Source organism: Mesorhizobium waimense (assembly GCF_003601975.1).
GTDB classification, from domain to species: domain Bacteria; phylum Pseudomonadota; class Alphaproteobacteria; order Rhizobiales; family Rhizobiaceae; genus Mesorhizobium; species Mesorhizobium waimense.
On the sequence record NZ_QZWZ01000014.1, the window covers coordinates 67,738 to 85,395 of the forward strand.

Here is a 17,658-nt window from a genome sequence, read left to right on the forward strand (position 1 = left end):
TCACAACAGATCCTCCTGCTTGAGCTGGAGGTAGCGCTCGACCAGCGCCGAACCCAGCCGCTGATGGCTGGCCTCGATAACATGCGCGCCGAGCAACCTGAGACGGCCGCTCACCACCTGCCGCTCCCTGAGCAGGCTGCCGGCGGTGACGGCGCGCGCGACGTCTTCGGGGGCGATAGGCGGCATGTCGGCCAGCGTTTCCAGTTCGACATCCTTCATCATCATGAACAGCACCAGATGCCGTTCGGTCAGCCGGCCCACGGTGCGCAGCATCAGTTCGGCGCTGATCGGATCGACGAAATCGGTGAAGACGATGACCAGCGAGCGCCGGTCGAGCTTGGCCGAAAGTGTGGTCAGCGCCAGCGTGAAATTGGTCTCTTCGCTGGAATAGTCGATCTCGGCCGCCCGCTTCTGGATCATCGCGAAGCTGGCGGAGCCGCGCACCGCGCCGCTGGTGACGCGCGGCCGCGCGTCGAACGAGAACAGGCTGACCATGTCGCCGCCCTTCAACGCAATGAAGGCCGACAAAAGTGCCGCGGTCACGGCACGGTCGACCTTCGGCACGCCGTCGACCGGCTCGCACATCAGGCGCCCGCTGTCGATGGCGAGCACGATGTTGTTGTTCTCCTCGATGCGGAATTCGCGCGCCAGAAGCTTGCCGTGGCGGGCGCTGCGCTTCCAGTCGATCATCCGCCGGCCCATGCCGGGCTGATAGTCCTTCAGCGACTCGAACTCGCGGCCCTGGCCGGCGCGGCGCTGGGCATGGCCGTCAGCCAGCGCCGAGCGCTGCAGAAGGGTGATCGCCTCGTCGCGGGCACTGCTGACATCAGGCAGCACCGCCACCTTCTTGTCCATCGGCAGCACGACCTGGTTCCAGACCAGCCCGAACGGTCCGCGCCAGCGCAGCCACAGGCGATCGAAACTGGCAATGCCGCGCCGCAACGCCTCGAACTGCAGGTCGAGCGTTCCGCCGTCCTTGGTCGGAGCCAGCGCGCCGCCGCTGCCGGCGAGCGGCGCTAGGCGCGTGTCATGGCCGACCCGCGCCTGCAGTGCCCGCGGCCGGCCGGCAAAGCGGGCGGCGATCTGCAGGTTGAACCGCCCGCCGACGCCGATCTGCGGCGGCGCATCGAGACTGGCGCTGAGCGATGCCCGTCCGCGTCCAGCGGCCGCATCGACCGCCAGGAAGGCGAGCAGCAGGCAGATCCACAGCAAGCCGAGATACCAGAGCGAGGGCAAGGCCAGCGCCACCAGGAAGGCTGGAATGGCCCCTGCCGCCGCTGCCCAGATCGCTCTGCCGCTGGGATAGATCAACGTGGCGCTTCCGTCTGGTCAACGAGGTCGGAGACGATCTGCTCGACCAGCCGCCCGTCGATCTGAGCCGGGGGCGAAAGAATGACGCGGTGGCGGAGCGCCGGCACGGCGAGCGCCTTGACGTCGTCGGGGATCACATAGGCGCGTCCGTCGAGCGCCGCCCGCGCCCGCGCCGCCCGCGCGAGCATCGCGCCCGCGCGCGGGCTGGCGCCGACTTCCAGTTCCGGGTTTTGGCGCGTGGCGCGCACGAGCGAGGCGATATAGCCGACGACATCGTCGACGAGAGTGACATCGCCAACCGTGGCAAGCGCCTTCTCCAGCGTCTTGCGATCCGTCTGCGCCTCGATGCCGTATTGCTTGATGTCATGCGAGGCGGAGCCGCCGCCATGATGGACGATGATGGCGCGTTCCTCCTGTGCGTCGGGGTAGCTCACCCGGTGCTTGAACAGGAAGCGGTCGAGCTGGGCTTCCGGCAGGGGATAGACGCCCTGATGCTCGATCGGGTTCTGGGTCGCCACCACCATGAAGTTCTGGCCGAGCGGATGTGTGGTGCCGTCGAAGGTCACGGCGTGTTCCTGCATTGCTTCCAGCAGCGCTGCCTGCGTCTTCGGCGGCGTGCGGTTGATTTCGTCGGCAAGCAGCAGGTCGCAGAAGATCGGGCCGCGCGTCAGCGTGAACTGCCCGGTTTGGAAATTGTAGATGTTGGAGCCGACGATATCGCCGGGCATCAAATCGGGCGTGAACTGGATGCGCCCATAGGCGACGCCGAGCGCCTGCGCGAAGCAGCGCGCCGTCATCGTCTTGGCGGTGCCCGGCGGTCCTTCGAGCAGGATGTGCCCGCCGGCGAACAAGGCCGTCAGCATCAGGTCGACCGTATCGTGCTGCCCCGTGATCGCCTTCGCCACCTCTTCTCTGATCGCATTCGCCAGGGTCTTCACATCATCGACGTTCACTGAGCCTCCTTGCCGTCCAGTCGTGCAGCCGTTCGGCTGCCTCATGCATTTGCGCCAGGGTCCTGGCATTGTTTGCGGCCTGCAGGCGCACAGTAAAGCCGCCGGTTTCATCCTTGTCGCGGGAATCCAGCCAGTGGTCGAGCGCTTCACCCTGCAGGCCGTGCGGCGCGCCGAGGAGTGCCGCGGCGCGCGCCCGCGCCAGGGCGCCGTAGCGGTCGCCCAGTTCCTCCAGCCGTCCGGCGCGCCTGAGCAGCATCGCCGTGGTGTCGACCAGCGCCTGTTTGCCGAAGGCGATCGCGCGGCCCTCGGCGCGCGGCGGTCCGAAACGGCCAAGGCCGTGCAGGAACGCCAATGCCGAAGCGGCCAGGATCGTTAGCGTCAAGGCCAGGAACGGCGGTTCGACCAGGAGCTTGGCGAGATCGTATTTGCGCCCCGCGCCATGCAGGGTGAGGTCGAACATGACCGCGCCCTCATCGGGCGCCAGAAAGGTGATCAGGTCGCGCGCTGCCGCTGCCTTGTCCGGGTCCTTGAGCGCGGCGTTGTTGATCAGGTCGGGGTCGGTCAGGATGTAGAAAGGCTTGTCGGCGAGTTCGGTGAGAACGGCCTTGCCATTGCCAGCGGCGATCAACGGGTGATCGTCGGCCACCCACTGCATATCCTCTGGCGCGGCAATGAGCCTGCCTTCAATGTCGAGTTTCTCGACCGTGCTCTGGCCGACGCCGAGCTTTGCCTTGGCGATCCGGCTGAGCCATTGGTTCACGGCCATGTCGGGCAGCCGCTCGATCTTCATCTCCCAGCCCTCGTGACCCTGCAGCGGCATCGTCTGCCATTTGGGCAGTACGAAAAGCGTCGGCAGGTCCTGGCGAAGATCGAGAATGCGGGTGAGCGCTTCCGGATCGCTTTCCGGCGATATGGTGACGATCAGCAATTTGTCGCTGGTAAGGTCGTCCTCGTTCCTCGCCATCGACGGCGGCTCGCCGATCAATTTCAGCCATTCCACCAGGCCCGCATAACCGGACCCGCCCTTGGACAGTGGTGTGGGGCCGCCGCTGCTGGGTTGCCGGAAGTCGGGCGCATAGGTGGAAAGCAGAAAAAAACCGGCCGCCGCAAGCAGGCTGGCGAAGATGCCCCAGAACAGCGTTCTGCGGCTGAACGGTTCCTGTGCCGCCTCGATTGCCGAAGCGCTCATGCCCAGGCGTCCCGGAAGGCGAATCGCTCATAGGCGCCACGCGCCTGTTGCCAGCCTTCGGCACCGACCGGCCGGCGGGCGAACAGGGCGGCCTCGACGATGCGCGCGATCTCGCTGAAGGCGCCGCGTGCCCGCGCCGGCAGGGAAGGCGCATTGGCGATGTCGCGCGACGTCAGCGACGGCCGCAGGAAGTCGGGCAGGCGCCCGGCAATGTCGGCGACGCTGCGGCGAAGCAAAAGATGCACCGCCTCGTCATAGTCGCCGCGCGCGGCGAGCGCGTCCGCCTCCGACAGCAGGATCTGGGCGGCGCCTGCGTCGGGGCGCCATTCCTCTTCCGCCTCGGTCTCCTTGCGCGCGCGCCGCCACGGTAGGCGCCAGGCGACGCCTTTCACTTCAAGCGCGATCAACAGCAGGATGATGGCGGCGCCAGATATCACCGCGGCCCAGAACAGATAGATCATATAGGGGCCGAGCCGCTCCAGCATCTCCAGCAACGGCTTCAGCCATTCGGGTGGTTCAGGCTGAACAAGGGCCGGCAGGCCGAACTGGATCGAATCGTCCGCAAGCAGCTGCTTGTGCATCTCGGCCAGCCATTCGGCGTCCGCTGTGCCCGGCCCTGCATTTGCCACCCGCTCGTCCCCTGCAACCTGCGGTTCCGAGCAGACAGTGGCAATGCAGAATAAGAATTGCAAGTGGGCTGGACGGCGACGTTCAATCTTGGCAAATTTGCTGTCGAGACTGCTTGCCTACATGCGGCAGTGAGCACGGGGGGTGCATCATGACTTCGACGACACTGGAACGGCCCGAAAAATTTCAGATCGGCAGGGTGTTCAACAACACCTTTGCCGTTATCAGCCGCAACATCGGCCTTTGCGTCGGTCTTGCCGCTTTGTTTTCAGGCTTGCCGGCCATTCTCATCCGGCTGTGGACCCAGCCGCAAATAGACGCGGTCTTGCAGAATCCCGGCGCCGCGGCTGATCCCGCCGCGATGTTTGGCAGTCCCTGGATCACGATCATCGCCGGATTGATGTCCTTTGTTCTCGCGCTGCTGCTGCAGTCGGCTCTGGTGCGGGCGACGATCGAGGATCTGAACGGCAAGCGGCCTTCCTTTGGCGATTGCATACAGATTGCGATCCGCTTCCTGCTGCCGACGCTCGCCATTGGCCTTCTCGTCGGCATTGGCTCGGCACTCGCCATGCTGGCTCTAATTGTGCCCGGCATCATCCTGTGGCTCGGCTGGTCGGTGTCGGTGCCGGTTCTGATTCAGGAGCGGCTCGGCGTATTGGGCTCCATGTCGCGCAGCCGCGTCCTGACCAAGGGCAGCCGCTGGGCGCTGTTCGGACTGTTTCTAATCCTGCTTATTATCGCGGCGGTCATCCAGTGGGTGATGCTGGCCGTCGTGGTCCTCCTTGGCGGAATTGTCGCCGAACTGGCGCTGGCCCTGGTGCAGTCCGTGGTGTCGATGGTGCTCTCCGTCGCCGCCGCGGTCAGCTATGTCGAGCTGCGCCAGGTCAAGGAAGGCACCAGCGTCGATGAACTGGCGGAGATCTTCTCGTAACATCGGTGCCCGTCCGAATGTCGGTGAAGCCATAGGCTTGCCGCTGAACTGCGTCAGGTCAAGGAAGGCGCCGTTGTCGACGAACTGGCGGAAACCTTCTCGCAGCGAATGGCGGTCTGAAGGGGGAACGTCATGGTGTCAGCGACGCTGGACCAACGCGGTCGGTTTCGCATAGGCAGGTTTTCAACGACAGTTTGTGGTCATCGGCCGCAATCCTGTTCTGTGCTTTGGGCTGGCATTGCTTTTTTCTGGCCTGCCGCGGTTTCTGGTCGAGTTTGTGACATGAAAGTCGATGGCCAGCTATGAGCAATTCTCGCCTCAACGGATTGCGTTTGCCGTCGTGGCCGCGTTGGTTTCAATGATACTTGGCGCCGTCCTGCAGGCCGCTTTGGTGCGCGCTGCCGTTGAGGATTTGAACGGCAAGCGGCCGGCAATCCGGGATTGCATCGGCACCGCCATCTCCGTGCAGCTGCCGGTGATCGGCATCGCGCTGCTGGCCACTTGGGCGCCGCGCTTGGGCTCGTGCTCCTCATCGTTCCCGGTATCGTTTTGTTCCTTCGCTGTTCGGTGGCGGTTCCAGCGCTGGTACAAGAGCGGCTCGGTGTGTTCGCCAGCATGGCGCGCAGCAGTAATCTGACCAAGGGCAGCCGCTGGGCCCTGTTCGGGCTTTGGACAATCACGATCGTTGCCGTCTACGCGATAGAGCTGGCCTTGGCCAGTATCATGCCGGCCGTCGACGCGACCGCAGCCATGTCGCTGGACGGACTTGTGACCGCGATGCTGTACATGCTGACGACAATTGCGTCAGCCGTCAGTTATGTCGAGTTGCGAAAGGAAGGCACCAGCGTCGATGAACTTGCGGAGATATTACCTGACGGGGAGGGTTCTCACCCACATCATGGACTCCTGAACATTGGTCTTCAGCCCGAACATGGCTGAAGGCCGCGTCTGCCCGTGGCCACCAGCGCCGCGATTGGCATGCTCGAGGCGCGCGATCCCGCACTCACTTCCGCGATGAAGGCGTATAATGCGCAGCGCAATGATTGATTGCCGCCGGCAAAGGCGGGAGGACGCGAGACCATGATCCCCAATCTAAACATCGTTCCCTTCGTCAGCGTAGACCACATGATGAAGCTGGTGTTGAAGATCGGCGTCGAGCGTTTCCTGACCGAGCTCGCCGGATACATCGAGGACGACTTCCGCCGCTGGGAGGCCTTCGACAAGACGCCGCGCGTCGCCTCGCACAGCGCCGAGGGCGTTATCGAATTGATGCCGACCAGCGACGGCGAGGTCTATGGCTTCAAATATGTCAACGGTCATCCGAAGAACATGCGCGAGGGCCGCCAGACGGTGACCGCCTTCGGCATGCTGGCCGACGTCCACAATGGGTATCCGGTGCTTTTGTCGGAAATGACCATTCTCACCGCGCTGCGCACTGCGGCGATGTCGGCTCTTGCCGCAAAACATCTGGCGACGCCCAATGCTGACTGCATGGCACTGATCGGCAATGGCGCCCAGGCCGAATTCCAGGCGCTGGCCTTCAAGGCTCTGCTCGGCGTGCACAAATTGCGCTTCTTCGACATCGACGCCAAGGCGACGCAAAAATGCATTCGCAATCTCGCCGGCCTCGGCTTCGACATGGTGGCCTGCGCCACAGCGCAGGAGGCGGTCGAGGGCGCTCAGATCATCACCACCGTCACCGCCGACAAGCAGTACGCCACCATCCTCACCGACAACATGGTCGGCTCCGGCGTGCACATCAACGCGGTCGGCGGCGACTGTCCGGGCAAGACCGAGCTGCACCGCGACATCCTGCTGCGTTCCGACATCTTCGTCGAATACCCGCCGCAGACCCGCATCGAGGGTGAGATCCAGCAGCTTCCCGCCGACCATTCGGTGACCGAGTTGTGGCAGGTCATCACCGGCTTGGCCAAGGGGCGGCGCGAGCCCGGCCAGATCACGCTGTTCGATTCCGTCGGCTTCGCCATCGAGGATTTTTCGGCGCTGCGCTATGTCCGCGATCAACTGGCATCGACCGGCCTCTACCAGGAACTCGACATGCTGGCCGATCCCGACGAGCCGCGTGACCTGTTCGGCATGCTGCTGAGAGCGGCGGCACCGGTGAAAGTGGCTTAGGGTGTGACACCCCCAGTCCATCGTCAATGACAGCAGCTCTGCCCTGTTTGCACGCTCGTCCGGCATAGACACGACGAGGTGATCGGTACGTCCGTTCTGGCCAGAGCCGTGGCGAGCTTTGCCTGCAAGCCGGGCAGTTCCATGGTCTCGCCGCGCCGCTTCAGGCATTCGACCAGCCCATGCAACGCCCAGACATTGCCCGGGTGCTGGGCGCAGCGTTGCACCGTGCCGCTCAGGCCCAGATCGTCTCGATAGACTTGCTCGGCCTCTTCAGCGTGACCCTGGTCCAGAAGGAGTGCGGCCAGCGCATGGCGCGGCGGGTGCATCCACGCCCAGGGCTCGGTGTAGGACAGATTGTCGTCGAGCTCGACCGCTCGCCGAAGATGGACGTAGGCCTCGTCATGCCGACCCTGGTGATAGGTAAGCTCGCCATCGAGAAGCGCGGCTCCAACGGCGAGCGAGGCGCGGGTCGGGTTGCTGAGGAAGCGCCGTTCCGGCGGGATGCGGCCCAAATGAAGGTGGAAGCGTTCGCGTTCCCGTTCGGCTGCGGCGAACTCCCGAAGCGTCGCATGCGCGACGCCCTTGGCGTAGTGCTGCATGGCCGCGGTCAGCACATAGAGCTCCGGCTCCTCAACCATCGGCTCGTCGATGATCTCCTGCCAGCGGCCGAAGCGCACTTGAACATGCGACTTCATCGCGTGGTAGCCCTCCACCGTCTGGGTGAGCTTCGGTCGGTCCGGAATGCTGATGACATCGCGCCTCACCAGCCTGCGCACCTTGTCGGCCGCCCACAGCGCTGGTTTGCGCTGGCCGAGGAACATGCAAGAAAACATCATCAGATGCAGGTCGTGGCAGCAGCCGAGCAGGTAATAGGAAGTCTCCTGCGCATAGGCGAGATAGAGGTCGTTGGCGCGCACCGCTTTTTCGCTGGCAAGCTTCGCCTTCTCATATTCGCCGCACAAGACATAGATGTGCCCCGGCATATGGTTCATGTGGCCGGCATCGGGGCACATCGTGCCGAGCCGGTCGGCCGAGCGCATGCCGCGTTCAGGCATGGTCGACATTTCCAGCAGATGAATGTGCAGATGGACGATCGCCGGATGCTGCGCGACGCCACTTTCCTCTGCGAGTTTGATCGACCGCTCGCAGACCTCGAGCGCCTCCAGCACGTCCGAGTTCGGCGCCGGCTTGCCGGTCTTGAGGTCCCACAGACGCCGGACTGTGCGCATCATCAGCGCTTCGACGGTGAGCGCCATCACGTCGTGGTCGCTGGGAAAGTCGCTGTACACCGTCCGCATCTCGGCGGCATAGGCGTCGTCCCATTGCTCGAATTCCGCTGCCGGCACGCGATGCGGCTTCTGGTATCGGCTGGCCAGCGCCTCGATCAGGCGCCTTTCGACCGCGCTTGCTCTGTCAGCCTCGGCGCGCGCAAGCTGGACATGGTCGAAGCAGAGTTTGGTCGCCCGGTTCGCCTCGGCCTCGCCATGCTCCTTCCAGGTCAGATTGTAGAAAGGTCCGGCGGCATAGGCGATGCCCCAATGCACGAAAGCGCAGTCCGGATCCGTTTCCAGCGCCTTCTCAAAACACTTGATGCCTTCTTCGTGGTTGAAGCCGTAGCACCAGTTCAGCCCGATATCGAACCAGCGCTGCGTCTCCGCCGAGCCGGTGGAGATGGGACGCCGGTAGCAGCCGAGGTCGAAATGATCCATGCCTGATTGCTTCTCGCGCCGATGATCGGTCAGGCGCAATCTGTGCCAAAATTCACGCGCATGGCAAATGGCATTCGGCCGGCTCTTGCTCCCGCTCAGCTGTCAAACCGTCCAGGGCGAAACGATTCAAGCAGCGGGTGAGGGCTGCCGCTGACGATTTCTCCAGCCAGCAATTCTCCCGCGACAAGGCCGAGCGTCGCGCCACTGTGGCTGAAGATGACGTTGTAACCCGGAATGCCGGCCAATTGGCCGATCACCGGCTCGCCGTCCGCGGGGATTGGCTTTGGCCCCGTGTGATAGCTCTCTAGCACCAGCGTCGGGTTTCCCTCCAGCACCTTGGAGGCTTCATCGAGCAGTCCGGCTATGGTCGATGGCTTTGCCTCATACGCGCCGTCGCCGCGCACGACGACTTCGTCTTCGGACCAGGCCGAGTCGAGTGCGAAGGCGCCGTTCGGCGTCGGCCGGATGGCGACGCGCGGCGTGTTCAGCACGGCGCGGAGCGGATGTTTGAGCGGCTTGGTGACGACGAGCAGCGCACGGGTCGTGCCGTCGCCTATGCGCTTGCCCACTTTCGCGGCCATGCCCGGCACCGCCGAGCCCGTCGCAACCACGACGGCGTCGCCGTCGATGAACTGGCCGGAGGCGGTCTTCACGCCGCTGGTGCGGCCGTTGGCAAGCGTGACGTCGACGGAACCGGCATCGGTGATGACGCGGCCGCCGCGTTCGTGAAACTCCTCCAGCAGCAGGCCTATGAGCGAGGGCAGATCGACCCAGCCTTCGCCGGCGTTGAAGATCGCGCCCCGAGTTGAAACGGCCCTTGCATCGACACCGGGAGTGACAGCGGCGATCTCGCCAGGCGCGAGCAGCCGCGTCTCGTAGCCGATCGCCTGTTCATGGCGGAAGATTTCCGGGATCTGGTTGGAAGCATCGTCGGCATCCCAGGTGAGGCCGCCATCGAAGCGCAGCCAGGCGCCGTAATCATTGCCAGCAGCAAGGGTCCTGTAGCGGTCGAGACCCTGCATACGGAGCTTGTGGTAGGCGGCCGAGCGCTTTCGCGCCGAGTTAAGCCAGGCGAGCGAGCGCGACGATGCACCGTTGGCGATCGGGCCGTCATTGACAATCGTCGTCTCCACGCCGAGGCGGGCGAGATGGACGGCCGCGGAGACACCGAAGATGCCGCCGCCGATGACGACGACCTTGAGGGCAGGATTATGGGTCATGATGCAGCTTTCGATGGTCGGACGATTGGTTTTTTGGGGATGTCCTGCGCCTGGCCGGCTTGGCGCGGCGGCATCGTTCATAGGACCTCGGCGAGAAATTGCCTGAGCCGCGGGCTCTTCGGCCTGTCGAATATCTCCGACGGCGGGCCGACCTCGACGATGCGGCCCTCGTCCATGAAGGCGACCTGATCCGCCACCTTACGGGCAAAGCCCATCTCGTGGGTGACGACGATCATCGTCATGCCGCGCCGGCCGAGATCGGCCATCAGGTTGAGAACGCCCTTGACGAGTTCGGGGTCGAGCGCGCTCGTCACCTCATCGAAGAGGATGACTTCGGGGTCCATCGCAAGCGCGCGTGCAATCGCCACGCGCTGCTGCTGACCGCCCGAAAGACGGCTCGGCCGGTAGTCCTTGCGCGCGGCGAGGCCCACTTCGGCAAGGCGTGCTTCTGCCTGGCGTCTGGCCTGGCCTGTCGCCATGCCCTTGATCTCGGTCAGGGCGAGCATGACGTTCTCGAGCGCCGTATGGTTCGGGAACAGATTGAAATGCTGGAAGACCATGCCGACGCGCCGGCGCAGCGTCTCCGGTCTCATCGCCAGGATGCTTTCGCCATCAAGGAGTACGTCGCCGGCCTTCGGCTCGACCAGGCGGTTGAGGCAGCGCAGCAGCGTCGATTTTCCGGAACCCGACGGTCCAATGACGCAGGTGACCGTGCCCGGCTCGACCTTGAGCCGGATCTGCTTGAGGACCTGCAGATCGCCATAGGCCATGTCGAGATCGCGGACGTCCAGGCTGCCGGCCTTGAAGGCCGGCGCTGCAGCGGTTCCGTCGGGCGTCGCAGAGGCTTCGCCCGTCGTGTTCTTCAGTTCACCGACCTCGACAAGGCCGCTGACGCCGCCGCCGGGTTTCTGTTTGCCGAGCCGCAGGCGATTGTCGATGGTGTTGACCACATGGGTCAGCGGCACGGTGATGATGAGATAGAACATGCCGGCCAGAAGCAGCGGCGACAGGTTCCCGGTGACCACCGCCTGATCCTGGCCGATGCGGAAAATCTCTCGTTCGGAGGCAAGCAGGCCGAGAAAGTAGACCAGGCTGGAATCCTTGACGTTGCCGATGAACTGGTTGACCAAGGCAGGGAGCACACGGCGCACGCCCTGCGGGATCACGATCAGCCGCATGCCCTGGCCGTGGCTCATGCTGAGCGCGCGGCACGCTTCCATCTGGCCGGTCTCGACACTCTGGATGCCCGAACGAAAGATCTCGCCAATATAGGCGCCTGCAATCAGGCTGAGGGCGAGGATGCCGAGCGGGTAGGGGGAAGGGCCAAAGATGTCCCGGCCGATGCGCGCGAACCCTTGGCCGATCAGCAGGATGGTGAGAATCGCGGGCAGACCGCGAAAGATGTCGGTGTATATACGCGCCGGGATGCGCAGCCAGGCCGAGCGTGAGATCCCCATCACGGCGAGGACCATGCCCAGGAGGATGCCGAGCACGGTGGAAGCCGCCGCGAGGATCAGGGTATTTTTCAGCCCGACGGCAAGCAGCGCCGGCAGGACCGATGCCATCGCGTCCCAGTCGAAAAAGCTGCGCTGAAGGTTCTCGAGCCAGTTCATCTGCAAACCTGCCTTGCGCCGCGGCAAAGCCACCGGTCGCGCGATTGCTCATGCCTGAGGCCGCCAGCACGAATGCCGGCGGCCTCGTGCGGCTCAGTTCTTCTTGGGAAGATATTGCTCCGGCATCGGCGATCCGGGGAACCATTTCTGATAGAGATCCTTCCAGGTGCCGTCCTGCATCGCTTCGTGAATGCCCTTGTTGAGCGCTTCACGGAAGGCGTCGTTGCCCTTGCGAACGACAAAGCCGGCCGGTGCATCGAAGGAGGGGATGTTTATCGCGACCTTCAACGCCGGATAGCGCTCGCCATATTGTTTCGCCGCCTCGTAATCGAGGAAGTGGGCGTCGACCGTGCCGTTGTTGAGCGCCGCGATGGCCGAATTGTTGTCCGGGAATTTTACAAGGTCCGTATTCTTGAAATTCTTCGCGGCATAGATTTCCTGCAGCGTGCCCTGGACGACTCCGAGGCGTTTGCCGGCGAGACCTTCGGCGCTGGTGATCTTGGCGTCCGACGCCAGCACCGAAAGATATCCGGCCAGATAACCTTCGGAGAAATCGACGTTCTTCTTCCGCTCGGCCGTGGTTCCGATGGCGGCGACCGCGACGTCGAAACGTTCATTGGCGACCGAGGGCATGAGCGCGGAGAATTCCTGGCCGGTGAAGGTCACCTGATCCGCCTTGAATCCCATCCGGCTCACCACGTTCAGGAAGAACTCGAGATCGAAGCCGGTGAATTTGCCGTCAGCGGTCGTGAAGGCATAGGGCTTTGCGTCGCCCATCGTGCCGACGCTGATGGTCTTGGCATCGATCAGATTATACGGGTTGTCGGCGGCCCAGGTTTTGGGCAGCGACAGGGCGGCCAGCGTGATGGCGAAGATTATGGAGCCGATGCGCTGCCGCGGGCTCGATGTAAAAAGACCTCTGATGCTCATGGTTGTTCTCCACTCTGAAGATCGGTCCGCGGGGGGCGCTGAAGCTTTCACGGCGGACACGCGCCAATTTTCGATACGGCTTGCGATGCGACGCCTCCGGGCGCTCTTTTTCTTGTGAGACCGGTCTCAAATGGAAATGAGACCGGTCTCTTGACATTTGTAGTCACGGGAATGACCATCCGTCAACGAATTCGGGAGCGATTTTTTCCACAATGAAACGTCCACCCAAGGCTCCTTCCATCACCGTCAGCGATGTCGCCCGCCAGGCGAAGGTCTCGAAAGCGACAGCAGCGCGTGTGCTGGGTGGCTATGGCCGGGTGAGCAAGACGGTGCGCGCCGCGGTGCTCGAGGCCGCGAAGGCGCTCGACTATCGTCCGAACGAGCTGGCGCGCAGCATGACGACCGGACGCTCAGGCAGCATTGGCGTGGTCGTCGGCGACATCGAGAACCCGTTCTTTTCGCTGGCGGTGCGGGGCATCAGCGACGTGGCGCGCCTTTCGGGCATCAACGTCATCCTGGCCAATTCGGGCGAACAGGTCGAAGCTGAGAAGAATGCGATACGCGTCCTCATGGCAAAGCAGGTTGACGGTCTGATCGTCACGCCCGCCCAATCCGGAGAAATCGCCCATCTCGTGGAGATTGCGTGCTCCGCCTGTCCCCTGGCGCTGCTCGACCGGGCGCTGCCGGATCTCGATGTCGACACCGTCACCGTCGATGACCGGGATGCGGCCTTGCGCGCCACCCGCATCCTGACGCGGGCAGGGCATACCAGGATCGCCTATATGACCGCCGCGGTGTTGTCGGGAGATTTTCGCGGCGGCGAGTCGAGGATCAACACGTCTACCGTGCGAGAGCGCATTCTGGGATTTCTCGACGCCTGCCAGGAAGCCGGCATAGAGCGAGCCGAGCGCAACATTCGTTTTGGCTCCGGACGCTCCGAGACATCGCGGGCCGCGATGCATGGATTGCTGCAGAGCCCAGACCGGCCGACGGCTATTCTCGCATCGGACAGCGTCGTGGCGCTCGAATTGTTCAAGACGATCCGGGAGTGCGGCCTGCACATTCCGCAGGACATGTCGCTGATCACGTTCCACGATGCCGACTGGACGAGTGTGACAACGCCGCCAATCACCGTCATCGACCAGCCGGTCTATGCGCTGGGAAAATCAGTGGCGGAGCTTCTGATACGCCGGCTGAAGGGCGATGACCGGCCGCCCGAAAGGATCATCCTGCCGACGACCATCATCGAGCGGATGTCGGTCGCACAGGTTCCGGATGTCATTACGCAGGCCACCGCCTGACGCGCCCACAATTCGTGGCCGCGTCCGAAGCCCGGTCAAACAGATCAGCTCTCCAGCCAGACCTTTTCGAAATGCTGCTCGAGCGACTGGTGCTGCTCGCAGCCATGCACGCCCTTGCGGTAGGTGCGGTAGACCGAGCGCCAATAGGGCTGGATGATGATGCCGGCATCGCGCAAATTCTGCTCGATCTTGGCCATGATCTCCTTGCGCGCTTTGGCGTCGGGCATTGCCAGCGCCTTGTCCAGCAGGTCGTCGAACTCCTTGTCGGCATAGGCGCTCTCGTTCCAGGCCGCGCCCGATTTGTAGGCCAGCGCCAGCACCTGGACGCCAAGCGGCCGTCCCAGCCACTCCGTGCAGGAGAATGGGTATTTGCTCCAGTCGTTCCAGAAGGTCGCGGCCGGCAGCACGGTGCGCTTGATCTTCAACCCGGCCTCGCGCATTTGCGCGGCGATCGCGTCACCGGTGCTTTTTTGCCATTCGACGTCGACGGAGATGAGGTCGAACTCGTGATCCGCCTTGCCGGCTTCGGTGAGCAGCTTCTTCGCCTCGTCGATATTGCGCACGGCCGGACCGATATCGGCATATTCGGGGTGCATCGGGCCGACATGGTGGTTGTCGGCGGGCTTGCCGCGACCATCGATGCCGAGCTTCAGCACCGCGGCATTGTCGACGGAAAGCTGGGCGGCGCGGCGCACCTTGACGTCGTCATAGGGCGCGTTGCCGACATTGAAGCGGGCGACGATGGTCGAGCCGGTGGCGATCTCGGAATTTTCGAGCCCCATCTGCTCGGTCTGTGACACGGCATCGGAGGCGGTCTCGTGGTCGGTGTCGATTTCGCCGGATTCGAAGGCCGACAGCATGGCGTTGGGGTCGGAGCCGTAATCGACCCAAGTGATGCCGTCGAGATGGAACTCACCCTTCCACCAGGGCTTGTCCTTGCGGCGCACCTCGGCGCTGGTCTCGGCATCCCATTTCACCAGCTCGCAAGGGCCGGTGGTGATGGCCAGCGCCTTCATCGGGTCGCCGTCGCCCTCATAGGAGCGGTGCATGATCAGCGCCGGATAGTCGGCCATGCCGGCGATCAGGGATATGTCGGGCTTCGGCAGATTGAGTTTCACGGTGAAGTCGTCGACCTTCTCGATGCCGCCATCGACCGGCTTCTTGGTGTCGGCATTGACCAGCGCGCCCATGCGCGCGGCGACCGAATTGCCGGCGACCGAGGCATCGCACCAGCGGTTGAGATTATGGATGACGTCGTCGGCGTTAAAGGTGTCGCCGTTCGACCAGGTGATGCCCTTTCGCACATTGAGCGTCAATGTCTTGGCGTCGTCGCTGGTCTCCCAGCTTTCGAGCAGCCATGGCTCGAAGCTGAAGTCGGTGTTCCAGCGCACCAGATATTCGTTGCAGTGGCGCGCGACGTTGGACATTTCGACGCCGTCGAAGGTGCGCGGATCCTTAAAGCCCTTGACGTTCATGGCGACGCGCAAGGTGCCGCCGCGCTTCGGCTCCTCTGCCCGGGCGGGCGAGGTGCTGAGCCCACCCAGCGCCAGCGCGCCGGCGGCGCTGACGCCGAACCCCGCCATCAGGGCGAGGTACTCGCGCCGGTTCAAGCCGCCCCTTTTGAAATCGTCGGCGATCGGCTTTGCGCGCGGGTGCAGCTTTCGGTCGGTCAACATGAACTTCATCGTCGTTCCCTCCTGTTGGTGCCATGTCGCCCAAAAGTGCGCTGCGGTTTTGGGGCAACGACATGCACGAAAAACCGAGACGCCGGTTGCCGCCGGACGCGGGGGAGGATGCGGTTCACCGGAGCGCCATTGCCTCGGGCGATGATAGGACGGGCTGACGTAGGGAAATGTTCGCTTTTCCGCAGTTCTTGTGCGCTGTTCCGCAGCGGGTTGCGAGCGCGGCGAGGCAACGACATGGCCTTCAGGACGGCCCGTTGTTCATTCCCAGCATGGTCACGGAAGCGATGGCCGAAAGGATGTCGAGGAAAGCCTCGCCGGCGCGCGGCACGCTGTTGCGGGCGCGCAGAAAACTGTGCACGAGGCGCGGATCTTCCTGCCACCAGGCCGAGCCGCCGGCGGCAACGATGCGGTCGCGATAGGCCTCGCCATCCGACGATAGCGGATCGCATTCCGCGGTGATGATGAATGTCGGCGGCAGGCCGGAAAAATCATCGTCCTTGAGCGGCGAAAAGGTCGGGTCGTCGAGCGATTGTCCCGGCGCAGAACGGATGCGGCGATAGAAATCGATATCGCCGAGCGTCAGCAGTGGCGCCTCCGCGTGCTCGATGTGGGAACGGCCGGTCCCGTCGCCGCCGAGTTCGGGGTAGATGAGCACCTGTCCGGCCGCGTGGCGCGGGTGGCGGCGCGTGGCGTGCGCCACAGCTGCGGCCAGAGTGCCGCCGGCGCTCTCGCCGCAAAGCACAATCGGCAGGGTGCTCGACGCGGCAACCCATTCGAACACGGCCAGCGCATCGTCGAAGGCGGCGGGATGGCGATGTTCCGGCGCCAGCCGGTAGTCGGCGGACAGCACCTCGAAACCAGTCTCCGCGCAGATCTCGGCGCAAATGTCGTCATGGCTGTCGAGCCCGCCCAGCACGAAGCCGCCGCCTTGATAGTAAATAACGGTCGCCTGCGGCGCCTTGCCGGCAAGCTGGTAGCGCCGGACGGGGATGCTGTGATCGGCGGCGGCGATCAGGCCGTCATTGACTGACACGCCCGGCGGATGGCCCTGGTGGAAGGCCCGGCACATCGCGTCATAGACCGCCCGTTGCTCGGCGATCGGCAGCTCGGCGATTTCGGGCGGATACCACTCGTTGACCCGGTCGATATAGACCCACAAGGCCGGATCGAGTCGCCGGGCGTATTTCCCGCGCCTGGTCATGTGGTGGACAGTGCCCATCGCGTCCAAACGCCGGGTCAGAGGTCGTCGTAGAGCCCGGCCGCGTTCTCATAGGTGAAGCGCAGCGGCACGGAACCTTCGACCTGCCAGACGCTGACCGTGTCGCCCGACAACAGCCTGCAGGCATCCACGGTGTTGGTGACGGCGCCGCCATAGAGCCGGTTGGCGAGGTTGAGGATGGCGGTCTGGTGCATGGCGGCACTGGCGCTGCCGCAGGCATCCTTGACCACCAGCACACGAAAGCCGAGTGCCACCGCATCCTTTACCGTGGCGTCGATGCAGGCTTCGGTCCAGACGCCGGCAACGACCAGCCATTCGATGCCGCGTGCCTTCAGGTCGTCCGCCGCGGAGCCTGCGCCGAAGGCGCTGGCCTCGGTCTTGATCAGCATCGTCTCGCCGGCAGCCGGCGCCACTTCCGGGCAGATCGCGGTGAGCGGGTCGTCCTTGTCCGAGAAGGCCGACTTGCCGTTGACATCCACCGGATGGAACGGCCGCGCCTTGGCGAGGTCGACGATGTAAGCCCAGTGATAGAGCGGCACGAAATTGCGCCGCGCCGCTTCTTGCAGACGTTGGACGTTGACGAGGATATCGCCGAACCCTTCGACCAGATAGCGCTTGTCCTGCCGATGCTCCTCCTGGAGATCGATGAACGCCGCCGCGACGGTGCCTCTGCTGATCGAGATAGGGCTCTTCATGCGAATTCCTGAACTTCGTCATTCCAGGGCGGAGCAGACGCGAAGCGGCGTCGCGAAGACCCTGGAATCCATGCCGTTACCTTGCCCGAAGAATGCGATGGAACGGAATTCGGCATCGCCGCAACGCTCCGACGCAGCG

Annotated in this window: 16 protein-coding genes; 4 read left to right on the forward strand and 12 right to left on the reverse strand. The window is 64.0% G+C overall.

Annotated features, from left to right (window positions below):
• The 4 genes from D3227_RS18865 to D3227_RS18880 are packed head-to-tail and all read right to left on the reverse strand — an operon-like array spanning position 1 to position 4,082.
• The gene (locus tag D3227_RS18865; RefSeq protein WP_120015818.1) at positions 1 to 1,311 is read right to left on the reverse strand and encodes a DUF58 domain-containing protein; all 1,311 of its coding nucleotides are present in this window, start codon (positions 1,309 to 1,311) and stop codon (positions 1 to 3) included.
• Complete coding sequence (locus tag D3227_RS18870; RefSeq protein ID WP_120015820.1) at positions 1,308 to 2,264, reverse strand: AAA family ATPase; 957 nt, start codon at positions 2,262 to 2,264, stop codon at positions 1,308 to 1,310. Before D3227_RS18870 ends, D3227_RS18865 begins: the two co-directional genes overlap by 4 nt.
• Positions 2,251 to 3,453 (reverse strand): DUF4350 domain-containing protein, encoded by a 1,203-nt coding sequence (locus D3227_RS18875; RefSeq protein WP_120015822.1) that lies wholly within the window; start codon positions 3,451 to 3,453, stop codon positions 2,251 to 2,253. The genes D3227_RS18870 and D3227_RS18875 overlap by 14 nt, the downstream gene beginning before the upstream one ends.
• Positions 3,450 to 4,082, reverse strand: coding sequence for a DUF4129 domain-containing protein (locus tag D3227_RS18880; protein WP_245451793.1), 633 nt, complete (start codon positions 4,080 to 4,082; stop codon positions 3,450 to 3,452). Before D3227_RS18880 ends, D3227_RS18875 begins: the two co-directional genes overlap by 4 nt.
• Before the next feature lie 149 nt (positions 4,083 to 4,231).
• Between D3227_RS18880 and D3227_RS18885 the strand changes: the two genes are divergently transcribed.
• Positions 4,232 to 5,011 (forward strand): hypothetical protein, encoded by a 780-nt coding sequence (locus D3227_RS18885; RefSeq protein ID WP_120015826.1) that lies wholly within the window; start codon positions 4,232 to 4,234, stop codon positions 5,009 to 5,011.
• Between the two features lie 318 nt (positions 5,012 to 5,329).
• Here D3227_RS18885 and D3227_RS42200 read toward each other — a convergent pair whose 3' ends face one another.
• On the reverse strand, positions 5,330 to 5,602 hold the full coding sequence (locus D3227_RS42200; RefSeq protein WP_208646393.1) for a hypothetical protein: 273 nt from the start codon (positions 5,600 to 5,602) through the stop codon (positions 5,330 to 5,332).
• 12 nt (positions 5,603 to 5,614) lie between these two features.
• On the opposite strand from D3227_RS42200, the gene D3227_RS42205 reads away from it, so the two are divergent.
• Together D3227_RS42205 and D3227_RS18900 are read left to right on the forward strand one after the other, a co-directional pair.
• Positions 5,615 to 5,950 carry a hypothetical protein gene (locus D3227_RS42205; RefSeq protein ID WP_208646394.1) on the forward strand — a complete coding sequence of 112 codons (336 nt, stop codon included), beginning with the start codon at positions 5,615 to 5,617 and terminating at the stop codon, positions 5,948 to 5,950.
• A gap of 141 nt (positions 5,951 to 6,091) precedes the next feature.
• On the forward strand, positions 6,092 to 7,147 hold the full coding sequence (locus D3227_RS18900; RefSeq protein WP_120015924.1) for an ornithine cyclodeaminase: 1,056 nt from the start codon (positions 6,092 to 6,094) through the stop codon (positions 7,145 to 7,147).
• Positions 7,148 to 7,170: 23 nt separating this feature from the next.
• On the opposite strand, the gene D3227_RS18905 is transcribed toward D3227_RS18900, so the two are convergent.
• The 4 genes from D3227_RS18905 to D3227_RS18920 form a co-directional block, all read right to left on the reverse strand.
• The gene (locus tag D3227_RS18905) at positions 7,171 to 8,856 is read right to left on the reverse strand and encodes a hypothetical protein (RefSeq protein WP_120015925.1); all 1,686 of its coding nucleotides are present in this window, start codon (positions 8,854 to 8,856) and stop codon (positions 7,171 to 7,173) included.
• Positions 8,857 to 8,951: 95 nt separating this feature from the next.
• Positions 8,952 to 10,076, reverse strand: a complete 1,125-nt coding sequence (locus D3227_RS18910) for an NAD(P)/FAD-dependent oxidoreductase (protein ID WP_120015926.1) — start codon at positions 10,074 to 10,076, stop codon at positions 8,952 to 8,954.
• Positions 10,077 to 10,153: 77 nt separating this feature from the next.
• Positions 10,154 to 11,689: an amino acid ABC transporter permease/ATP-binding protein gene (locus D3227_RS43765; protein WP_120015827.1), complete on the reverse strand. Its 1,536-nt coding sequence runs from the start codon at positions 11,687 to 11,689 to the stop codon at positions 10,154 to 10,156.
• Positions 11,690 to 11,782: 93 nt separating this feature from the next.
• Positions 11,783 to 12,619 carry an ABC transporter substrate-binding protein gene (locus D3227_RS18920; protein ID WP_120015829.1) on the reverse strand — a complete coding sequence of 279 codons (837 nt, stop codon included), beginning with the start codon at positions 12,617 to 12,619 and terminating at the stop codon, positions 11,783 to 11,785.
• A 212-nt stretch (positions 12,620 to 12,831) separates the two neighbouring features.
• Between D3227_RS18920 and D3227_RS18925 the strand changes: the two genes are divergently transcribed.
• Positions 12,832 to 13,920 (forward strand): LacI family DNA-binding transcriptional regulator, encoded by a 1,089-nt coding sequence (locus D3227_RS18925; protein WP_120015831.1) that lies wholly within the window; start codon positions 12,832 to 12,834, stop codon positions 13,918 to 13,920.
• A gap of 44 nt (positions 13,921 to 13,964) precedes the next feature.
• On the opposite strand, the gene D3227_RS18930 is transcribed toward D3227_RS18925, so the two are convergent.
• From D3227_RS18930 to D3227_RS18940, 3 genes are all read right to left on the reverse strand, one after another.
• Positions 13,965 to 15,605: an ABC transporter substrate-binding protein gene (locus tag D3227_RS18930; protein WP_120015833.1), complete on the reverse strand. Its 1,641-nt coding sequence runs from the start codon at positions 15,603 to 15,605 to the stop codon at positions 13,965 to 13,967.
• 241 nt (positions 15,606 to 15,846) lie between these two features.
• The gene (locus tag D3227_RS18935) at positions 15,847 to 16,824 is read right to left on the reverse strand and encodes an alpha/beta hydrolase (RefSeq protein ID WP_425374523.1); all 978 of its coding nucleotides are present in this window, start codon (positions 16,822 to 16,824) and stop codon (positions 15,847 to 15,849) included.
• Positions 16,825 to 16,841: 17 nt separating this feature from the next.
• On the reverse strand, positions 16,842 to 17,519 hold the full coding sequence (locus tag D3227_RS18940) for an isochorismatase family protein (protein WP_120015836.1): 678 nt from the start codon (positions 17,517 to 17,519) through the stop codon (positions 16,842 to 16,844).
• Positions 17,520 to 17,658: the final 139 nt, after the last annotated feature.

What these genes read in the sequence shown, in the direction of transcription:
- D3227_RS18875 (WP_120015822.1), bottom strand. Translation starts at nt 3,453, where the DNA reads ATGAGCGCTTCGGCAATCGAGGCGGCACAGGAACCGTTCAGCCGCAGA.
- D3227_RS18885 (WP_120015826.1), top strand. Translation starts at nt 4,232, where the DNA reads ATGACTTCGACGACACTGGAACGGCCCGAAAAATTTCAGATCGGCAGG.
- D3227_RS18900 (WP_120015924.1), top strand. Translation starts at nt 6,092, where the DNA reads ATGATCCCCAATCTAAACATCGTTCCCTTCGTCAGCGTAGACCACATG.
- D3227_RS18905 (WP_120015925.1), bottom strand. Translation starts at nt 8,856, where the DNA reads ATGGATCATTTCGACCTCGGCTGCTACCGGCGTCCCATCTCCACCGGC.
- D3227_RS18910 (WP_120015926.1), bottom strand. Translation starts at nt 10,076, where the DNA reads ATGACCCATAATCCTGCCCTCAAGGTCGTCGTCATCGGCGGCGGCATC.
- D3227_RS43765 (WP_120015827.1), bottom strand. Translation starts at nt 11,689, where the DNA reads ATGAACTGGCTCGAGAACCTTCAGCGCAGCTTTTTCGACTGGGACGCG.
- D3227_RS18920 (WP_120015829.1), bottom strand. Translation starts at nt 12,619, where the DNA reads ATGAGCATCAGAGGTCTTTTTACATCGAGCCCGCGGCAGCGCATCGGC.
- D3227_RS18925 (WP_120015831.1), top strand. Translation starts at nt 12,832, where the DNA reads ATGAAACGTCCACCCAAGGCTCCTTCCATCACCGTCAGCGATGTCGCC.
- D3227_RS18930 (WP_120015833.1), bottom strand. Translation starts at nt 15,605, where the DNA reads ATGAAGTTCATGTTGACCGACCGAAAGCTGCACCCGCGCGCAAAGCCG.
- D3227_RS18935 (WP_425374523.1), bottom strand. Translation starts at nt 16,824, where the DNA reads ATGGGCACTGTCCACCACATGACCAGGCGCGGGAAATACGCCCGGCGA.
- D3227_RS18940 (WP_120015836.1), bottom strand. Translation starts at nt 17,519, where the DNA reads ATGAAGAGCCCTATCTCGATCAGCAGAGGCACCGTCGCGGCGGCGTTC.